We start from the raw sequence: 14,623 nt of genomic DNA, 5'->3' as shown, positions 1-14,623 counted from the left end.
AGTAACGGGTTGTCGGTTTAGTAAAGGCTGGCCGGGGGATATAGGATGTATTCCTCCAGGCCGGCCTTTTCCAATTGGGCGATGACATACTCGTCAGGGGTTCCTTCTACCCCGGCATAACCCCGGCGGGTATATATCTGTTCCGCGTCCGGGAAAGCATCCCGCAAAACGCCGCGAATTTTTTTGCCGGAAGCGTCGTTATCCATGAACAGATAAACTTCGTCATCCTTTACCTTTTTCCGCAGCGCCTCCAGTTTAAGGGAGTTGAGCGTTCCGAAGGTGCAATAGATCCGGACGTCTTCGCTCAAAAGCCGACGCAGCTTGCTCCGGTCGTTTTTTCCTTCAACGATAACACAGATGGACAACATCATCACTCCAACATGTTCACATAGCAATCAAGATGAAATTTCTCCGTATATGTAGTGTATACCCCGAAGGAGGCTTCATGCAAAACGAGATTGCGACATATTTCCCGGGAAAAGGTAAAGGTCCGCCTTTTGCGGACCTTGGTTGAAGCGGTTTAGCAGTAAAAAAAGGGAGAGCGCAAGATGATCACCAGCAAAATATACAGCACGAGAATGGTTCCGGTCGAGGTCCATATCCCTCCAACAGCCGGTCCCTTTCCGCAAGCATCGATTTGACCCATAGGTTCACCCCGCTTTCGAAGTCGTTGAGTAGTTTCTACACGATATCCTATGTGGGGGGATACCCTATGCCCTGTACTGCTGCCTATAGCCGAAAAAAAGTCCATGCTGCCGCTTACAGGTGGTGCGTGCCGATATTTGCGGGAGATGCGGGCGTTTCCGTAGGTCTCCGCTGCGGGGCAAACAACAGGGCGATCATCAGCAGCAAAAAAGCAAGGAAATAAGGCGAATAGACGCCATGGATCATCCCGGCCGAGATGGGGCCGATAAAGGAGCCGATCGACATCGCGATCGATTGCAGGGAGAAGACGGTCCCGAGCCGTTTTCCGCCGCTTAGATCGATAAAGACGGAAGCGATGGCCGGGAAGGTTACCCCTTTAGCCATCCCAAGCGCAAAGAGCGAGACGGACAGCGGGATGAATTCCAGTGCCGCCAGCGCGAAAAAGGAAAGGGCGATGCCCAAAATACCCGCGATCGCCCGGAGGTAAGGGGAGTAGCGGTTCAGGAAGAGCATCGACAGCGTCGCAAGCGCCCCTAGGCTGATGAGGGAGAAATACAGGCCGGTATGCAAAATGCCGGATGTCCCTCCCGCCTGCAAGGGGAGCTCAAAAAACAGGATTCCTTGCGAACAGGCTACCGCCAGCGGAAGAATATAGTATCTGAGCGGGATGACATTGAGTTTGACGGGAACACCGGCTGGGGAAACCCGGCCCGGCCCGGAGCCGCCGGAAAGGGCGTTCTTGGGCTCGTGAATCGTAAAAATGGCGATGATGCCGGTCGCGATTAAAAGCCAGCCCAGCGATTGAAACGTAAGCGTGTAGCCTGTATTGGCGACAAGAAACGCTCCGGCCGCGGGCGAAACGACAGAGGCGAGCGTATGCATCACCCCGTGGCCGGCCATCAGCTTTCCTTGCTGTACGGCGTTTTTGCCGAGGGAAGCGAGCATCGCCAGGCACGCCGGGGACAAGAAGGCGAGGACGAAGCCGCTGATGGAGCGAAGCACCAGCAACTGCCACGGCTGCGTGACATGCGCCTGCAGCAGCAGGATGGCCCCCGCCCCCAAAAGGCTGAAAACCATGTAGCCTTTGCTTCCGTGCCGGTCCACGCCTTGCCCCGCCAGCAGATTTCCGGGCAGATGCGTCAAGGCGTAGATGCCCATCATCCAGCCGATAAAGGCGGGGGCGGCTCCGATCGAGAGCGCAAAAGGCGTCAGGATCGGGTACTGGGCGTGAAGGTCAAAGAAAGCGAGGAACATAAAAAAATAAAGCCAAAACGCTGCCATCTTCATTGCCTTGCCTCCCCTGGGAAAGTCTTTATGCTCTACTTGTACGTTTTAAGGGACGAACTTATTACCCCGGAATGATTTTATGTCCTTTATTTCACCGTCTTTTCCCGGGAAAAGGGGTTAAGCTGACACTGCCCCTGGCCATCATGTATAATGGGGAAAGTGCATGTATGTTGAACAAGTTGTGACGAAAACGGATGGTAGGAGTGTATAAGTAATGTTCGATTTGAATCTAGAGGTATGGACGGAGTTTTTAAAGCAGAATTGGCTGGTGATCGTCGTTGCGCTGGTCGTGCTGTTCCTGATTCTGAATTTCGTGAAGACGCTTGTCAAATGGGCGCTTGTGCTAGTCATCGCGGCGTTTGTCATTATTTATAGCGGAATTTCGCTGAAGGATATCGGGGACGCCATCACCACGGTAAAAGATCAGGCGGTGGACATCAGCCGCAGTGAAGCCATGAATATGATGAAGAAGGAAGCGGCCGAGGCGAAGATGAAGCGTAATCCGGACGGCACATTCACGATCACTACCCCTAACCTGGAAGTCAGCGGTAAAGAGGGGGAAGATAAAGTCAAAGTGATGTTCCATGGCGTCTCCTTGGGCGAATGGAAAGTGAGCGATACGCTGCAAGCGTTTATTCAGCAAGCGAAACAAAACACCCCTTAACTAAAGGCATCGAGAATGGAGGGTGACGATGACGGAGAGTTGGCTGCAGAGCTTGTTCGATTTGAATCTGGTTTCCGCCTTGTTGTTGGTCATCCTGCTGTTTTCCATTGTGCAGGGTTTGCTTCGAGGGGCTTCGCGCAGCGCGGGCAGACTGGTGTCGCTGGTCAGCGGCGGCGTTCTGTCGGTGCTCGGTTTGCTGGCTTCGATCCCCCTCACAGTTTGGCTGTCGCCGATCGTACAGAGATGGCTGGCCGGCATCGCGCTTCCCGAACGGGAACTCTCCCGGTGGGAGCAGGTTTATTATACGCTTCTGTCGGCGGTGCGGGATTTTCCGCTTATGCGGTTCGCCGTGCTGTTTATGATCAGCTACTGGCTGATTCGCACGGTGCTCGGGCTTGCTTCGGCGTTTGCGCTGGGAGGCAAGAACAGTTCGTTCTTGGGGCGGCTGATCTTCGGCGGAGAGCGCCCGGCTTCCCTGCTTAGCCGTGTCGCGGGTGCGGGGATCGGTGCGGTCATAGGCCTGGCGCGGTGTTTGATGGTGATCGCCGTCTTGTTTATTGCCGTAACGCTGTTCCCGGATAGCGGGTTTAGCCGGTACGTCCAGGCTTCCCCGGTTTATCAGCATGGAGCGCGGACGGTTATTGAGCCGCTGTCGGGCAACTTGATCAAAGAGAAACTGCCCGTATTCACCCGCAGCGTCGAAGAGGAACTGAACGGCATTCTTCAGCAGAGGTACGAGGTCATCGACGCCAATATCCCGCAGGATATCGAACTGGCGGCGGCAGAAATCACGAAGAAGGCCGGGAGCGATGAAGAGAAGGCCCGGATTCTGTATGATTGGGTCGGTTCCCGCGTGACTTATGATTATGACAAGGTCCGTGACTATGAGGACAATGGCCATTGGCGGGAACAGACGCCGCAGATGACCTTCGACACCAAGCGGGGGGTATGCATCGACTATTCCCGCTTGTACGCGGTGATGGCCCGTTCCCAAGGGCTGGATGTCAAAGTGGTAACCGGCCTCGGTTACGACGGCCGCGGCGGCTACGGCCCGCACGCCTGGAACGAGGTGTATCTGAAAGAGCAGAAGAAATGGGTTCCGCTCGACGCGACTTGGGCGAGCAGCGGGGATTGGTTCAATCCGCCCGCTTTTGAGGAGACGCATATTCCCGACAAATTGGTTTAAAACCTGGGAAACGCTGTAACTTCACCATACCCTTTTTCGTTATGTTAATATAAGAGTTACGGAGTTTTTAGAATCAAAAGGGGTAAAGAGGGGAAACGGAAATGAAAAGTGTGTACTCTGACGATCCGCGCGAACAAGAAGCTGCGATGCAGCGTCATTTTAATATCCGCTTGAATTTGTTTTTCTTCAGCGCGTTTGCGATTTTTACCGTCATTATCGTTCGCCTGGCGATCCTGCAGTTTGTCGAAGGGCCTACGTTATCCAAGCAGGAAACGGCCATGCGGATTAAAGACGTGCCTATGCCGCCTACCCGGGGAACGATCTATGCGGCCGGCGGCGAGAAGTTGGCTTATTCCACGCCGGTGCAATCGTTGTATATTACCTTGCAAAAGAATTACAGCTTAAGCAGCGGTCAGAAGAACCGCCCCGAAGCGATGGCTCTGGTCGACAAGCTGAAAGAGGTCTTCGACAAATACGGCGATCCCAAAGCCGAGAAGATGACCAAGGAAGACATCATTAAAGCGATGGACCTGGAGTACAAGAAGAACGGAGGCTTCAGTCCCCGCCGGATCAAAATGGGGCTGACCCCTCAGGAAGTGGCTTATTTCCTCGAGCGGAAGAACCAGTTTCCGGGGATTGAAATCGTCGAGGAGAGCATTCGTCATTACGATAAAGATACGGTGGCGGTTCAGGCGATTGGGTATTTAAAAAAATTCAGTTCTACGGAAGATGTTAAGTTTTATGATCCCATCCGGGAAGCTCAAGGTAAGGATCCGGCACTTGAATATACGCCGGAGGAGTTTGTCGGCTACGACGGACTGGAAATGTACTACCAAGCGGAGCTTCGCGGCAAAAACGGCTATAAGAGCGTGCCGATCGACCCGCGCAACATGGCGAACGGAATTCCGGAAGTGACCCCGCCGGTCAAAGGGTATGATCTGCATACCTCCATCAACAAGAAGGTCCAAATGGTCGCCGAGCAGGCGATTATGGACCAGATCAATTGGGTCCACCGCAATGCCGTGTCGGGCCGGACGCATCCGTATGCCAAAACCGGTTATGCGGTTGCCATGGAAGTGGATACCGGCAATGTGGTGGCGATGGCCAGCATGCCGGATTACGATACGAATCTGTGGCAATCGGGAAGCATGCCGACGGAAGTATGGAACAAGATTATGACGAACTATCAGAACGGCACGATTACCCCGTTCAGTTCGGGGCGCTCGGGGCATGATTTCGACTCCGCCGTTCTCCTTGGTTCCACGATCAAGCCGCTGTCGGTTTTAATCGGGTTGAATGAAAATCTGTTTACAACCCGTTCGACTTATACGGACCGGGGGATCGCTTATTTCGGCAGAAACGACTCCTCCAGCGTACGCAACTCGGGCAGTCATGCTTACGGTCCTCTGTATCCGTCAACGGCCATCTACAAGTCCTCCAATACCTTTATGGTCAAAATGGTCGGCGAGAAGCTATACAAGAAGTATGGCGACGATGGGATTGATGTATGGGACCGATATATGAAGAAGTTTGGACTGGGCGTTTCTACGGGCATTGATCTGCCGAAGGAATATCTGGGGAAACTGAGTTATACCGATAAAAAAGAAACCGCTCTTGCCCGGCTCGTATACGCCTCCTTCGGGCAGCAAGGCGGGTATACGGCGATGCAGCTGGCCCAATACACGACGACGCTGGCCACCCGCGGGAAGCGGATGCAGCCGCATCTGGTCACCAAGATTACGGATGCACAAGGGAATATCGTTAAGAAATTCGAGCCGACCGTACTCAACGAAGTGAAGTTCAAGGACGAATACTGGGATGAAGTGCTAAAGGGAATGAGAACCGACGTAACCGCGTTTTCCGGTTTCCCGTATGATTTCGCCCGGAAAACGGGAACTTCCGAACAATGGGGGGCCGGGGCTACTCGGGATAACGGCGTATTTATCGCCTTTGCGCCGCGGGAGAAACCGAAGCTCGCGGTGGCCGTCATTATCCCGGAAGGCGGCTTCGGGGCGCAGAGCGCGGCTCCCGTGGCCCGCAAAATCTTCGATGCGTACGATCAGGAGTATGGGCTGGACGGCGTACCTAAGAAATCTTTGAACCAGCAAAACGGACAGAACAACGGGAATAAACAGGATTAAGGCGCTATTCCAAAATCAAAATATACGGCATCCGCAAAGCAAGAGGAAAATTCCTCTTGCTTTTTTGTATGTTTATCCCTTAAAATTTGCCTTAGGGAAACATTTTTATATGACACTAAAAATTAAGATATAGGGAAACAAGTATTTACTTGTACAACAAATGGGCGTTAACGCCGAAATTGTGGGAGGAGAGAACAAATGAACGAAATTAAAGTGAAGAAAAGCCCGTTTCAGCGGGCAAAAATGACGCTGGGCGTATTGGCCCTGATCGTGTTGGCGGCCTGCTCCAAGGTGGAAGGAGGCGCGGATCAGGCGAAGAGGCCGGCCGATGACGACAAAATTCAAGTCGTGGCGACGATCGGTATGATTACGGACGTCGTGCAGGTAATCGGCGGCGATGAAGTGGAGGTTCACGGGCTCATGGGACCCGGTGTAGATCCGCATTTATACAAGGCATCCCAGGGAGATATCCAGAAGCTCGACGATGCGGAAATGATTTTTTACGGGGGGCTGCATCTGGAAGGAAAGATGACGGAGATTCTGGAAAAGCTGGAGAAACATAAACCGACCGTCGCCGTTTCCAAAAATATTGACCCTTCCCGGCTCAGAGCCGGGGACAAGGAGCAAGGGACGCAGTACGACCCGCATATTTGGTTTAATGTGAAATATTGGATTGCCGCAACCGAAACGATTCGCGACACGCTGGCGGAATACGACCCGGCCCATGCCGATACTTATAAGCGGAACGCCGAAGCCTATATCGCGGAACTGACGAAACTGGACGACGAGGTTCGGACGCGGATCGCCGAAATTCCGGAAGCCGGGCGCGTGCTGGTCACCGCTCATGATGCCTTTGGTTATTTCGGGGACGCCTACGGCATCCAAGTCATGGGCCTCCAGGGCATCAGTACGGCCGCGGAATATGGCTCAAAGGATGTTAGCGAGCTGCGCGACTTCCTGGTGGAGAACCGAATCAAAGCGGTGTTCGTGGAGAACAGCATTCCCACCAAATCGATGGAGGCGGTCATCGCCGGTGCCAAGGAATTGGGGCATGAGGTCAAGATCGGAGGAGAACTGTATTCCGACTCGCTGGGTGAACCCGGATCCGAAGCGGATACTTACATCAAGATGGTCCGCCATAATGTGAACACCATTGTAGAAGCGTTGAAATAGACTGTTAGGGTGTTAGCCCAGCGTAAAGGAGAGCAAGCGATGATGACTTATCCTCTTGAAGTTGATCAACTTACCGTCGCCTATCAGAAAAAACCGGTGCTTCGCTCCGTTTCGTTTCAAATTCCGTCGGGGAAATTGATCGGTGTACTGGGGCCGAACGGAGCGGGAAAATCGACGCTGCTGAAAGCCGTCCTCGGCTTGATTCCCAAGGTGGAGGGCGAAGTGAAGATTTTCGGTCAGCCTTACCGCGAGCAGCGCAAGAGTGTTGGCTATGTGCCGCAGCGCGAGTCCGTGGACTGGGACTTTCCGACGAACGCGCTGGATGTGGTGATGATGGGCCGCTATGGGCATTTGGGCTGGTTTCGCCGTCCCGGCGCGAAAGAGCGGGAGTTGGCCATGGAGTGCCTGACCAAAGTCGGCATGGCGGATTATGCCGGCCGGCAGATCAGCCAGCTGTCCGGCGGCCAGCAGCAGCGGGTCTTTCTGGCGCGGGCGCTGGCCCAGAACGCCAAGTTGTATTTTATGGATGAACCGTTTGCCGGCGTGGACGCGACGACGGAGAAGGCGATCATTCAACTGCTGCACGAACTTAAGGAGCAGGGGAAGACGGTGCTGGTTGTGCATCATGATCTGTCCACCGTTCAGGAATATTTTGACCATGTGATGCTCCTAAACGGAGAACTGGTGGCGTCGGGGCCGACCTCCGACATATTTACACCGGGCTATTTGCAGAAAACCTACGGCGGAAGAATCGCCATGCTGCAGGATTTTGCCGCCGTACCGGCAGGGAAGGTGTAGAACCTATGCTAGCTACTTTGATCAATTGGCTGACCGATCCCAATATGCAGTGGATCCTGATGGGATCCTTGCTGCTGGGGCTTGGAAGCGGGGTAATCGGCTCTTTTACCTTTCTCCGCAAACAAAGCTTGCTCGGCGATGCGCTGGCGCACGCCGCGCTTCCCGGCATCTGCATCGCGTTTATGCTCAGCGGCGTGAAGTCGATCGGGCTCTTTATGATCGGAGCCGTTGTGGCGGGCGTGGTTGCCACCTTCGGTATCCATGCCATCACCCGCTATTCCCGGATCAAGCAGGATGCCGCGCTGGGCATCGTGTTATCCGTGTTTTTCGGGATCGGCGTGGTCATGATGACGAAAATCCAGCACAGCGGCAACGGCAATCAGAGCGGGCTCGATAAGTATATGTTCGGCCAGGCGGCTTCCATGATGCTGTCCGACGTTTATTTGGTCGGCATCGTGTCCCTGATTCTGGTCGCCGTATGCACTCTGCTGTTTAAGGAATTTAAGCTGGTGAGTTTTGATCCCGGGTTTGCCCGGGGCATGGGATTGCGGGTCGGCTTGCTGGAACAGCTGCTGCTTCTTATGACCGTGATCGCCGTCGTGGTCGGCATCCAGGCCGTAGGAGTGGTACTGGTCGCGGCGCTTCTGATCACCCCTGCGGTGGCGGCCCGCTATTGGACGGACGCCTTAAGCGTCATGGTTATCCTGGCCGGCTTGTTCGGGGCGCTCTCGGGGGTGACGGGCACCCTGATCAGCGGCACGCTGTCGAACCTGCCGACCGGGCCGGTCACCGTGCTCGCCGCGACCTCCTTGTTCGTGGTATCGGCGGTATTCGCGCCGAATCGCGGGCTGGTCGCCAAGCTCGTCCGCCGGCTCCGGCAGCGGAATGACCTTCGGCGAAGCTTCGAATCCGCGGTCGTCGACATGCCGGGGATTTCGCAAAGAACGCAAGCGGCGGAAAGGAGTGCGGACTGATGGCGGATTTTTGGATCATATTAACCGGCACCTTGGTTGCCGCAACCTGCGGGGTGCTGGGATGCTTCCTGGTTCTCCGCAAGATGGCGATGGTGGGCGACGCGATCAGCCACTCCGTCCTGCCCGGCATCGCGATCGCTTTCCTGGTCAGCAGTTCCAGGGATTCGCTTCTGATGCTGGTCGGAGCCGCCGTTTTGGGCTTGATCACGGTGTTTCTGATTCAACTGCTGCAGCAGGGCGGCCTTCAATCCGATGCCTCCATCGGCATCGTGTTTACCGCGTTGTTCGCCATCGGCGTCATTCTGATCAGCCGAAACGCGGCGCATATCGATCTCGATCTGGATTGCGTCCTGTTCGGTGAAATCGCCTATGTACAGTGGGATACGCTCATCTGGAACGGCTATGATCTCGGTCCGGTCGCCGTGTGGATGCTCGGCGGAACGCTCGTGCTTGTGCTGGCGGTCATCGGTCTCTTTTACAAGCAGTTCAAGCTGTGCGCCTTCGATCCGGCGCTGGCCGCGGCGGTAGGGATCCCGGTGGCCCTGTTCCATTACTTGCTGATGGGGATGGTGTCGTTGTCGACGGTGGCTTCGTTTGAGAGCGTCGGGGCTATTCTGGTCGTAGGCATGCTGATCGTTCCGGCCTCGACGGCTTACCTGCTGACCGACCGGCTCAGCGTCATGCTGCTGTACAGCGTGCTGATCGGTGCCGTCAGCTCCGCGGGCGGCTACTACGCCGCCAAATGGCTGGACGCCTCCATCGCGGGTGCGATGATCACGGTGGCGGGCATCCTGTTCGTGCTGGCGTTCGTCTTTTCGCCGCTGCACGGGTTGATGGCCCGTTACCAAAAGCGCCGCAAGCTGAAGACGGCGTCGGCCTGACCGACATAAGCTTCGGCCTGAGAGGCCTAAGCGCCGACCTGCCAAGGTACCGCGCGGAAAATAGGACATATTATTATGCAGCTCAGGGTCCCCTAATGTCTAAGGGACCCTTTGTTCGTTACGGCTCCGTCAGATTTGTTTAGGCCCGGCTTTTTACGGAATTTTTCAAATTCCTGCAAATCTGCAGGCTTTTTTTGCATGTTGGGCTATTTTTTTGAAATTCCTGCATAATTGCAGGCTTTTACATTGAAAAGGGCCCATTTGGCGAAAACCACCGAAAATTCCTGCACATTTGCATCCATTTGATGAGATGTTCCCGGATTGGCGGAAATTCCTGCAGATTTGCATCTTTTTACAGGCACACTTCGTACCTGGGGAGGAAAATAATCCCTTTAATCGAATAGTTGTAAGAGGCAGGCGCTGTCGATTTAGCTGCTAATTCATTTATTTAGGGAGAAGTGAATGATATTGCGTAAACGTCAAATTATGGTTTTACTTACGGCGGTGTTGATTTGTATACCGTTAATGGGGGCAAGCCGAAGCAATCTTAATCTGGAGCAAGCCTCCGAATTGACCCTTAGAATTCAAAACATTCCTCGTCAAAAAACAACGGAACCTTTGACGATCTTTTGGGCAAAAGCTGGTGACGGCTTGTACAAAACGGTCGTAAACGGAGATAAGACGAAGACTTATTCAATCCTTAAGGGGAATTTCAGCAATGTCCTCTATCAAGACTATGAGACGGTTTATTTTCTTAAGCAGGGAGAGGGCCAAACCGGTGGTATTTACAAGTTTACCATGTCCTCCAAAAAATTAACGCGCTTGACCAACTTGGGAGAGATCGATCAATTTTTCCTCAAGAACCAAAGTATTTATTATACAACCAACAGCATGACCATCGACCGGGGCGTGTATCGAATGTCGCCCGACGGGAGGTCGAAGAAAAGGGTAAGCCCGACCGTATTGGATCCGCAGGATAAAAAGTATCATTATTACATCGGCTACGGAATTCAAACCCTTGGCGATCTCTATTTTCCACTGATGAGACAGCCGTTGCCGTCCACGGGCGAGATGTATATTGAGGAGAACGTTGACGATGGAACGGCCTTCGATCGGATTTTCAAGAAGACCAAGGAGGAACAGCTATCTTCTTACTCCTTCTTTATGACGGATTACATAGGTGACGCGGATTCGGATTCGTTCTTTTTTGTAGAACGTGATAGGGATAAGCACACGACTTACCTTCATCTTTTCCAAAAGGGGGATGAAATTGTGCGTAAAATTATCGGTTGGGATCTCGAGCCCCTGGATGTTTTGGATGGATGGGCATATTTCACCGTAAGTGATGAAGATAGGGAAACCGGGGGAGTATTCGCCATCCGAATGGATGGTTCAGGGCTGCGCCAGGTCGGCGGCAACGAATTTTTCTATTCCGACTATCTGGGCAGTATTAAGCGGCATCTCGTTTTCCAGAACCGGAACGACGACTCCTTTGCGACATTAAAGGGAATATGAAACTCTATTAAAATAAGATTTTGGCTTCCAGAAAAGCAGATACATGTGAGAGATGGGAGGGCAAATATTAGATGATCCAAGAGGTCCAGCGATGGTTTATGTTCAAAAGAAAACGAAGTAAGTCCGAAATCCGGTTAAGGTTATTTCTGTTCCCTCCGGCGGGAGGCGATGTTGCTACCTATTTGCGTTGGGAAGAGGACATGCCCGAATTTGTGGAGACTTGTTTCGTGCGGCTTCCCGGCAGGGGCGCCAGATTCGCGGAACCTTCCATCGACCGGATGGACAGGTTGATCCATTCACTGTCGGAGGAGATAAAGGAGTATACGGATATCCCCTATGTATTGTTCGGGCACAGTATGGGAGGACTGGTCGTTTACGAACTGGCGCGGAGGATGCAGCATTTGGGATGGCGACTGCCGGAAGGCTTGGTTATTTCTTGTGTCAGAGCTCCCCATCATATGAACCGATTTACGGAAAGCTTGACGGATAACAATGATGACAAACTATATATGAAAAGCGATGCGGAGTTTCTCGATAACATCGTCCAATTGGGGGGGATACCGGGGGTGCTCCGTCAAAATCGGGACTTCTTGGAGATGATTTTGCCCACATTTCGAAGAGATATGAAGTTGTGTGAAACCTACCAGCCGGAAAATGCCGCACCGCTGCCGATTTCCATAGAAGTTTACGGGGCCAGCAGGGACCACCTGGCTAAGGGGGATGAGCTGGAGGGCTGGAAGCGGTACACTTCCAAAACGTTTGCGCTGACAATGTTTCAAGGCAACCATTTTTATTTTGCGGATCAGCCCGGACCCGTCCTGGCGCATCTGCGGAATAAACTGATCGAGTTGGATGAACGGTCCGGCGCGGAAAGGACGAGCGAGGGAAGATGGTAGAGATCTATTACATCGATATTGAAGAAGAAATCTCAGGCCTAGACCATGATGCCTTGCTGGGAATCTGCTCCCGGGAAAAACGCATGGAGGCGAGCAGATTCCGCTTTGAGCCGGATCGCAAACGAGCCGTTTACGGAGAAGCCTTGGCCCGTTATATGATCGCCGGGAAAACAGGACTGTCGATGAACGAATTGATCTTCGACAAAAATCGATACGGAAAGCCCTATATTCGTGGGCAGCAGCGAATTTTTTTCAACCTCTCCCATTCGGGAAGATATGTGATCTGCGGTTTGGATCAGGAGGAAATCGGGATCGATCTCGAAGAGGTCAAGAGCATGGACTTGGGGATCGCCCGTAAATTTTTTCACGCCAATGAATATATATATCTTCTTTCCAGGGAGCCGGAGCAGCGGATGGATGCGTTATTTGAGCTATGGACCCTGAAGGAAAGCTATATCAAATATTTGGGGGTCGGCTTGCAAAAACCTTTGGACGCTTTCTACTTCAACTTGGAGGGTCCTTCGGTCGAACTGCATTCGAATGATCGAATCCCCGCATTCATACAGAGCTGTACGATCAAGGGGGGCTACAAGCTGGCGGTTTGCGCCGACAGCCCAGGCCCGATCCGGGTGCGGCAAATGGCGGTCAAGGACATCGTGTCGGACATCGGAAGAAGAGGGCTGCAGCACATGCAGAAATAAATTAATAACAGGTACCTTGCATTAAACAGTACCGCATGTTAATATTTGGTTATCCAGCTACTGCACAATGCACAGTACTAAACAAAGCGTGGTGGAAGATATTGAATATTCAATTCAAGAAGGGTGTGTTGGAGCTTTGCGTCCTGGTGTTAACGGCCAAGAAGGATCGCTACGGATATGAGTTGGTGGATCAGATTTCGCAAAAATTTGAAATCGCCGAAGGTACGATTTATCCGTTGTTAAGGCGGCTGGCTGCGGAAGGACTATTTTCAACGTATCTGTTTGAGTCGGATGAGGGCCCTCCCCGGAAATACTATAAGATCACGGATGAGGGAAGAAAAGTCATGGATGAATTGATTGAGGAATGGAATAAGTTTGCCAAAGGGGTTCAGGAGATGATTGAGGAGGGTTCAGAGTGAAGAAAGAAACCTACTTGAACGAACTGTCCCAATATCTTAAGTCGTTGCCTCCCGATGAACGGGCTGAAGCTATGGCTGACTACCGAGAGCATTTCGAGATGGCCGAATTAAACGGACGGTCCGAGGAAGAAATCATCTCCAGGTTGGGGGAACCCCAATTGGTCGCGCGAGCCGTGCTTGCCCAATTTCAAATTCGATTGGCGGGAAACTCTCCGTCCCTGGCTAGCGTGACCAAGGCGGTTCTGGCCACCGTGAGTCTGGGGTTGTTCAATCTGGTTATCGTCCTGATCCCTTTTGCCGCCTCGTTGGCTGTCCTTGCCGGTCTATTCGGCATCGCCCTCTTTTTGATGATTTCACCGCTTTTGCTGATCATGCAGCATCCGATCCTCACAGTTATCATCAGCGACTTTTTCCTGATGCTGGGGCTGGTCGGTACGGGTCTGCTGCTTCTGGTCGAGACCATCCAATTAACCCGGTTGTACTATCATCTTGTGATCCGGTATCTGAAATACAACCTGAAAATGATGAGAAGGGAGTGACCCGAGTTGACCCGGAGATTACGAAATATAACCAGACTCGCCCTGCTGCTGATCGCTGTCTCGGTGATGGGAAACGCGGTCATGTATCTGCTGGGCAATTCTCCATTTAACTTGGGCGATCTCTCCGTCGAGCGGACTGTCGGTGCGGAGTTGGCGGACCAAATCCGCATCGAAACGGAAACGGAAAAGATGGAGGTGATTCCGATCAAAGGAGATGAAATTCGGGCAGTTTTGAGAGGGAAGACGACGAAGAAATGGCTGGAGGACTATCGGATAGACATTGTGGAAGACCAAGGGAGCATTCGGATTAAGGTAATTCAGGACAGTAGATTCCGCTTTTTCGACTTCTATACGGATCTTAAGCTGACCGTGGGGATCCCGGAGAAAAAATTAAGCCGGCTGCAGGTCGTTTCGGATACGGGAGATATTTCGATTGACTCCGTTTCAGCGGACATCTATTCGGCGGCGAGTGATACGGGCTCGATCCGCTTGGATATCCAGGAGGGAGAAATTCAGGCAAGGACGGACACCGGCACCATAGCGGCCTCACTCCACCACATTGCCCACGACATCCATGCCGAAACGGATAGCGGTGACATTACGATACAAACGGCCCTGATCCCACGAGCGCTGCGAACGAAATTATCCGCGGGTTCGGGAAAGACCGACGTTTCATTGCCGAACTATCGGGACGGTGGGATCGGAGAAGGGGGACCTTGGATGGAACTGGTCTCCGATACCGGCAATCTAATCGTGAAACAGAGCAACGAGCTTCAAAAATGAAAGACGATTCCACTTTTAGGA

The 14,623-nt window shown here is 52.9% G+C and carries 15 protein-coding genes; 13 read left to right on the top strand and 2 right to left on the bottom strand.

Annotation, left to right across the window (positions count from 1 at the left end):
• Positions 1-17: 17 nt before the first annotated feature.
• Together FRY98_RS07510 and FRY98_RS07505 are read right to left on the bottom strand one after the other, a co-directional pair.
• A complete protein-coding gene (locus FRY98_RS07510) occupies positions 18-365 on the bottom strand; it encodes a toprim domain-containing protein (RefSeq protein WP_148451240.1) in 348 nt (115 codons plus the stop codon).
• A 394-nt stretch (positions 366-759) separates the two neighbouring features.
• A complete protein-coding gene (locus tag FRY98_RS07505) occupies positions 760-1,932 on the bottom strand; it encodes an MFS transporter (protein WP_148451063.1) in 1,173 nt (390 codons plus the stop codon).
• Between the two features lie 223 nt (positions 1,933-2,155).
• On the opposite strand from FRY98_RS07505, the gene FRY98_RS07500 reads away from it, so the two are divergent.
• The 13 genes from FRY98_RS07500 to FRY98_RS07440 all read left to right on the top strand — a co-directional run bounded on the left by FRY98_RS07500 (position 2,156) and on the right by FRY98_RS07440 (position 14,602).
• Positions 2,156-2,596, top strand: coding sequence for a hypothetical protein (locus FRY98_RS07500; protein WP_148451239.1), 441 nt, complete (start codon positions 2,156-2,158; stop codon positions 2,594-2,596).
• Positions 2,597-2,624: 28 nt separating this feature from the next.
• Positions 2,625-3,782 (top strand): transglutaminase domain-containing protein, encoded by a 1,158-nt coding sequence (locus FRY98_RS07495; protein ID WP_148451061.1) that lies wholly within the window; start codon positions 2,625-2,627, stop codon positions 3,780-3,782.
• Between the two features lie 101 nt (positions 3,783-3,883).
• Positions 3,884-5,923 carry a peptidoglycan D,D-transpeptidase FtsI family protein gene (locus FRY98_RS07490; protein WP_148451059.1) on the top strand — a complete coding sequence of 680 codons (2,040 nt, stop codon included), beginning with the start codon at positions 3,884-3,886 and terminating at the stop codon, positions 5,921-5,923.
• Positions 5,924-6,121: 198 nt separating this feature from the next.
• Entirely contained in the window at positions 6,122-7,096 is a 975-nt protein-coding gene (locus tag FRY98_RS07485; RefSeq protein ID WP_148451057.1) for a metal ABC transporter solute-binding protein, Zn/Mn family, read from the top strand.
• Positions 7,097-7,135: 39 nt separating this feature from the next.
• Positions 7,136-7,894: a metal ABC transporter ATP-binding protein gene (locus FRY98_RS07480; protein ID WP_148451055.1), complete on the top strand. Its 759-nt coding sequence runs from the start codon at positions 7,136-7,138 to the stop codon at positions 7,892-7,894.
• 5 nt (positions 7,895-7,899) lie between these two features.
• Complete coding sequence (locus FRY98_RS07475) at positions 7,900-8,868, top strand: metal ABC transporter permease (RefSeq protein WP_148451053.1); 969 nt, start codon at positions 7,900-7,902, stop codon at positions 8,866-8,868.
• On the top strand, positions 8,868-9,749 hold the full coding sequence (locus FRY98_RS07470) for a metal ABC transporter permease (RefSeq protein ID WP_148451051.1): 882 nt from the start codon (positions 8,868-8,870) through the stop codon (positions 9,747-9,749). Before FRY98_RS07475 ends, FRY98_RS07470 begins: the two co-directional genes overlap by 1 nt.
• 462 nt (positions 9,750-10,211) lie before the next feature.
• Entirely contained in the window at positions 10,212-11,264 is a 1,053-nt protein-coding gene (locus FRY98_RS07465) for a DUF5050 domain-containing protein (protein WP_148451050.1), read from the top strand.
• Positions 11,265-11,335: 71 nt separating this feature from the next.
• Positions 11,336-12,160, top strand: a complete 825-nt coding sequence (locus FRY98_RS07460; protein WP_148451049.1) for a thioesterase II family protein — start codon at positions 11,336-11,338, stop codon at positions 12,158-12,160.
• Positions 12,154-12,861 (top strand): 4'-phosphopantetheinyl transferase family protein, encoded by a 708-nt coding sequence (locus tag FRY98_RS07455; protein ID WP_148451047.1) that lies wholly within the window; start codon positions 12,154-12,156, stop codon positions 12,859-12,861. The genes FRY98_RS07460 and FRY98_RS07455 overlap by 7 nt, the downstream gene beginning before the upstream one ends.
• Before the next feature lie 101 nt (positions 12,862-12,962).
• Positions 12,963-13,280: a PadR family transcriptional regulator gene (locus tag FRY98_RS07450; RefSeq protein ID WP_148451045.1), complete on the top strand. Its 318-nt coding sequence runs from the start codon at positions 12,963-12,965 to the stop codon at positions 13,278-13,280.
• Complete coding sequence (locus tag FRY98_RS07445; protein WP_148451044.1) at positions 13,277-13,819, top strand: HAAS signaling domain-containing protein; 543 nt, start codon at positions 13,277-13,279, stop codon at positions 13,817-13,819. Before FRY98_RS07450 ends, FRY98_RS07445 begins: the two co-directional genes overlap by 4 nt.
• Positions 13,820-13,825: 6 nt before the next feature.
• Positions 13,826-14,602 carry a DUF4097 family beta strand repeat-containing protein gene (locus FRY98_RS07440; RefSeq protein WP_148451042.1) on the top strand — a complete coding sequence of 259 codons (777 nt, stop codon included), beginning with the start codon at positions 13,826-13,828 and terminating at the stop codon, positions 14,600-14,602.
• Positions 14,603-14,623 lie beyond the last annotated feature (21 nt).

This window comes from Paenibacillus faecis, from assembly GCF_008084145.1.
Lineage (GTDB): Bacteria > Bacillota > Bacilli > Paenibacillales > Paenibacillaceae > Fontibacillus > Fontibacillus faecis.
Note: the sequence above shows the minus strand (reverse complement) of the source record. Positions and strands in the feature narration are given on the sequence as shown.

Excerpts from the sequence above, each read along its gene's own strand:
- FRY98_RS07505 (WP_148451063.1), bottom strand. The coding sequence starts at position 1,932 with ATGAAGATGGCAGCGTTTTGGCTTTATTTTTTTATGTTCCTCGCTTTC.
- FRY98_RS07495 (WP_148451061.1), top strand. The coding sequence starts at position 2,625 with ATGACGGAGAGTTGGCTGCAGAGCTTGTTCGATTTGAATCTGGTTTCC.
- FRY98_RS07490 (WP_148451059.1), top strand. The coding sequence starts at position 3,884 with ATGAAAAGTGTGTACTCTGACGATCCGCGCGAACAAGAAGCTGCGATG.
- FRY98_RS07485 (WP_148451057.1), top strand. The coding sequence starts at position 6,122 with ATGAACGAAATTAAAGTGAAGAAAAGCCCGTTTCAGCGGGCAAAAATG.
- FRY98_RS07480 (WP_148451055.1), top strand. The coding sequence starts at position 7,136 with ATGATGACTTATCCTCTTGAAGTTGATCAACTTACCGTCGCCTATCAG.
- FRY98_RS07475 (WP_148451053.1), top strand. The coding sequence starts at position 7,900 with ATGCTAGCTACTTTGATCAATTGGCTGACCGATCCCAATATGCAGTGG.
- FRY98_RS07470 (WP_148451051.1), top strand. The coding sequence starts at position 8,868 with ATGGCGGATTTTTGGATCATATTAACCGGCACCTTGGTTGCCGCAACC.
- FRY98_RS07465 (WP_148451050.1), top strand. The coding sequence starts at position 10,212 with ATGATATTGCGTAAACGTCAAATTATGGTTTTACTTACGGCGGTGTTG.
- FRY98_RS07460 (WP_148451049.1), top strand. The coding sequence starts at position 11,336 with ATGATCCAAGAGGTCCAGCGATGGTTTATGTTCAAAAGAAAACGAAGT.
- FRY98_RS07455 (WP_148451047.1), top strand. The coding sequence starts at position 12,154 with ATGGTAGAGATCTATTACATCGATATTGAAGAAGAAATCTCAGGCCTA.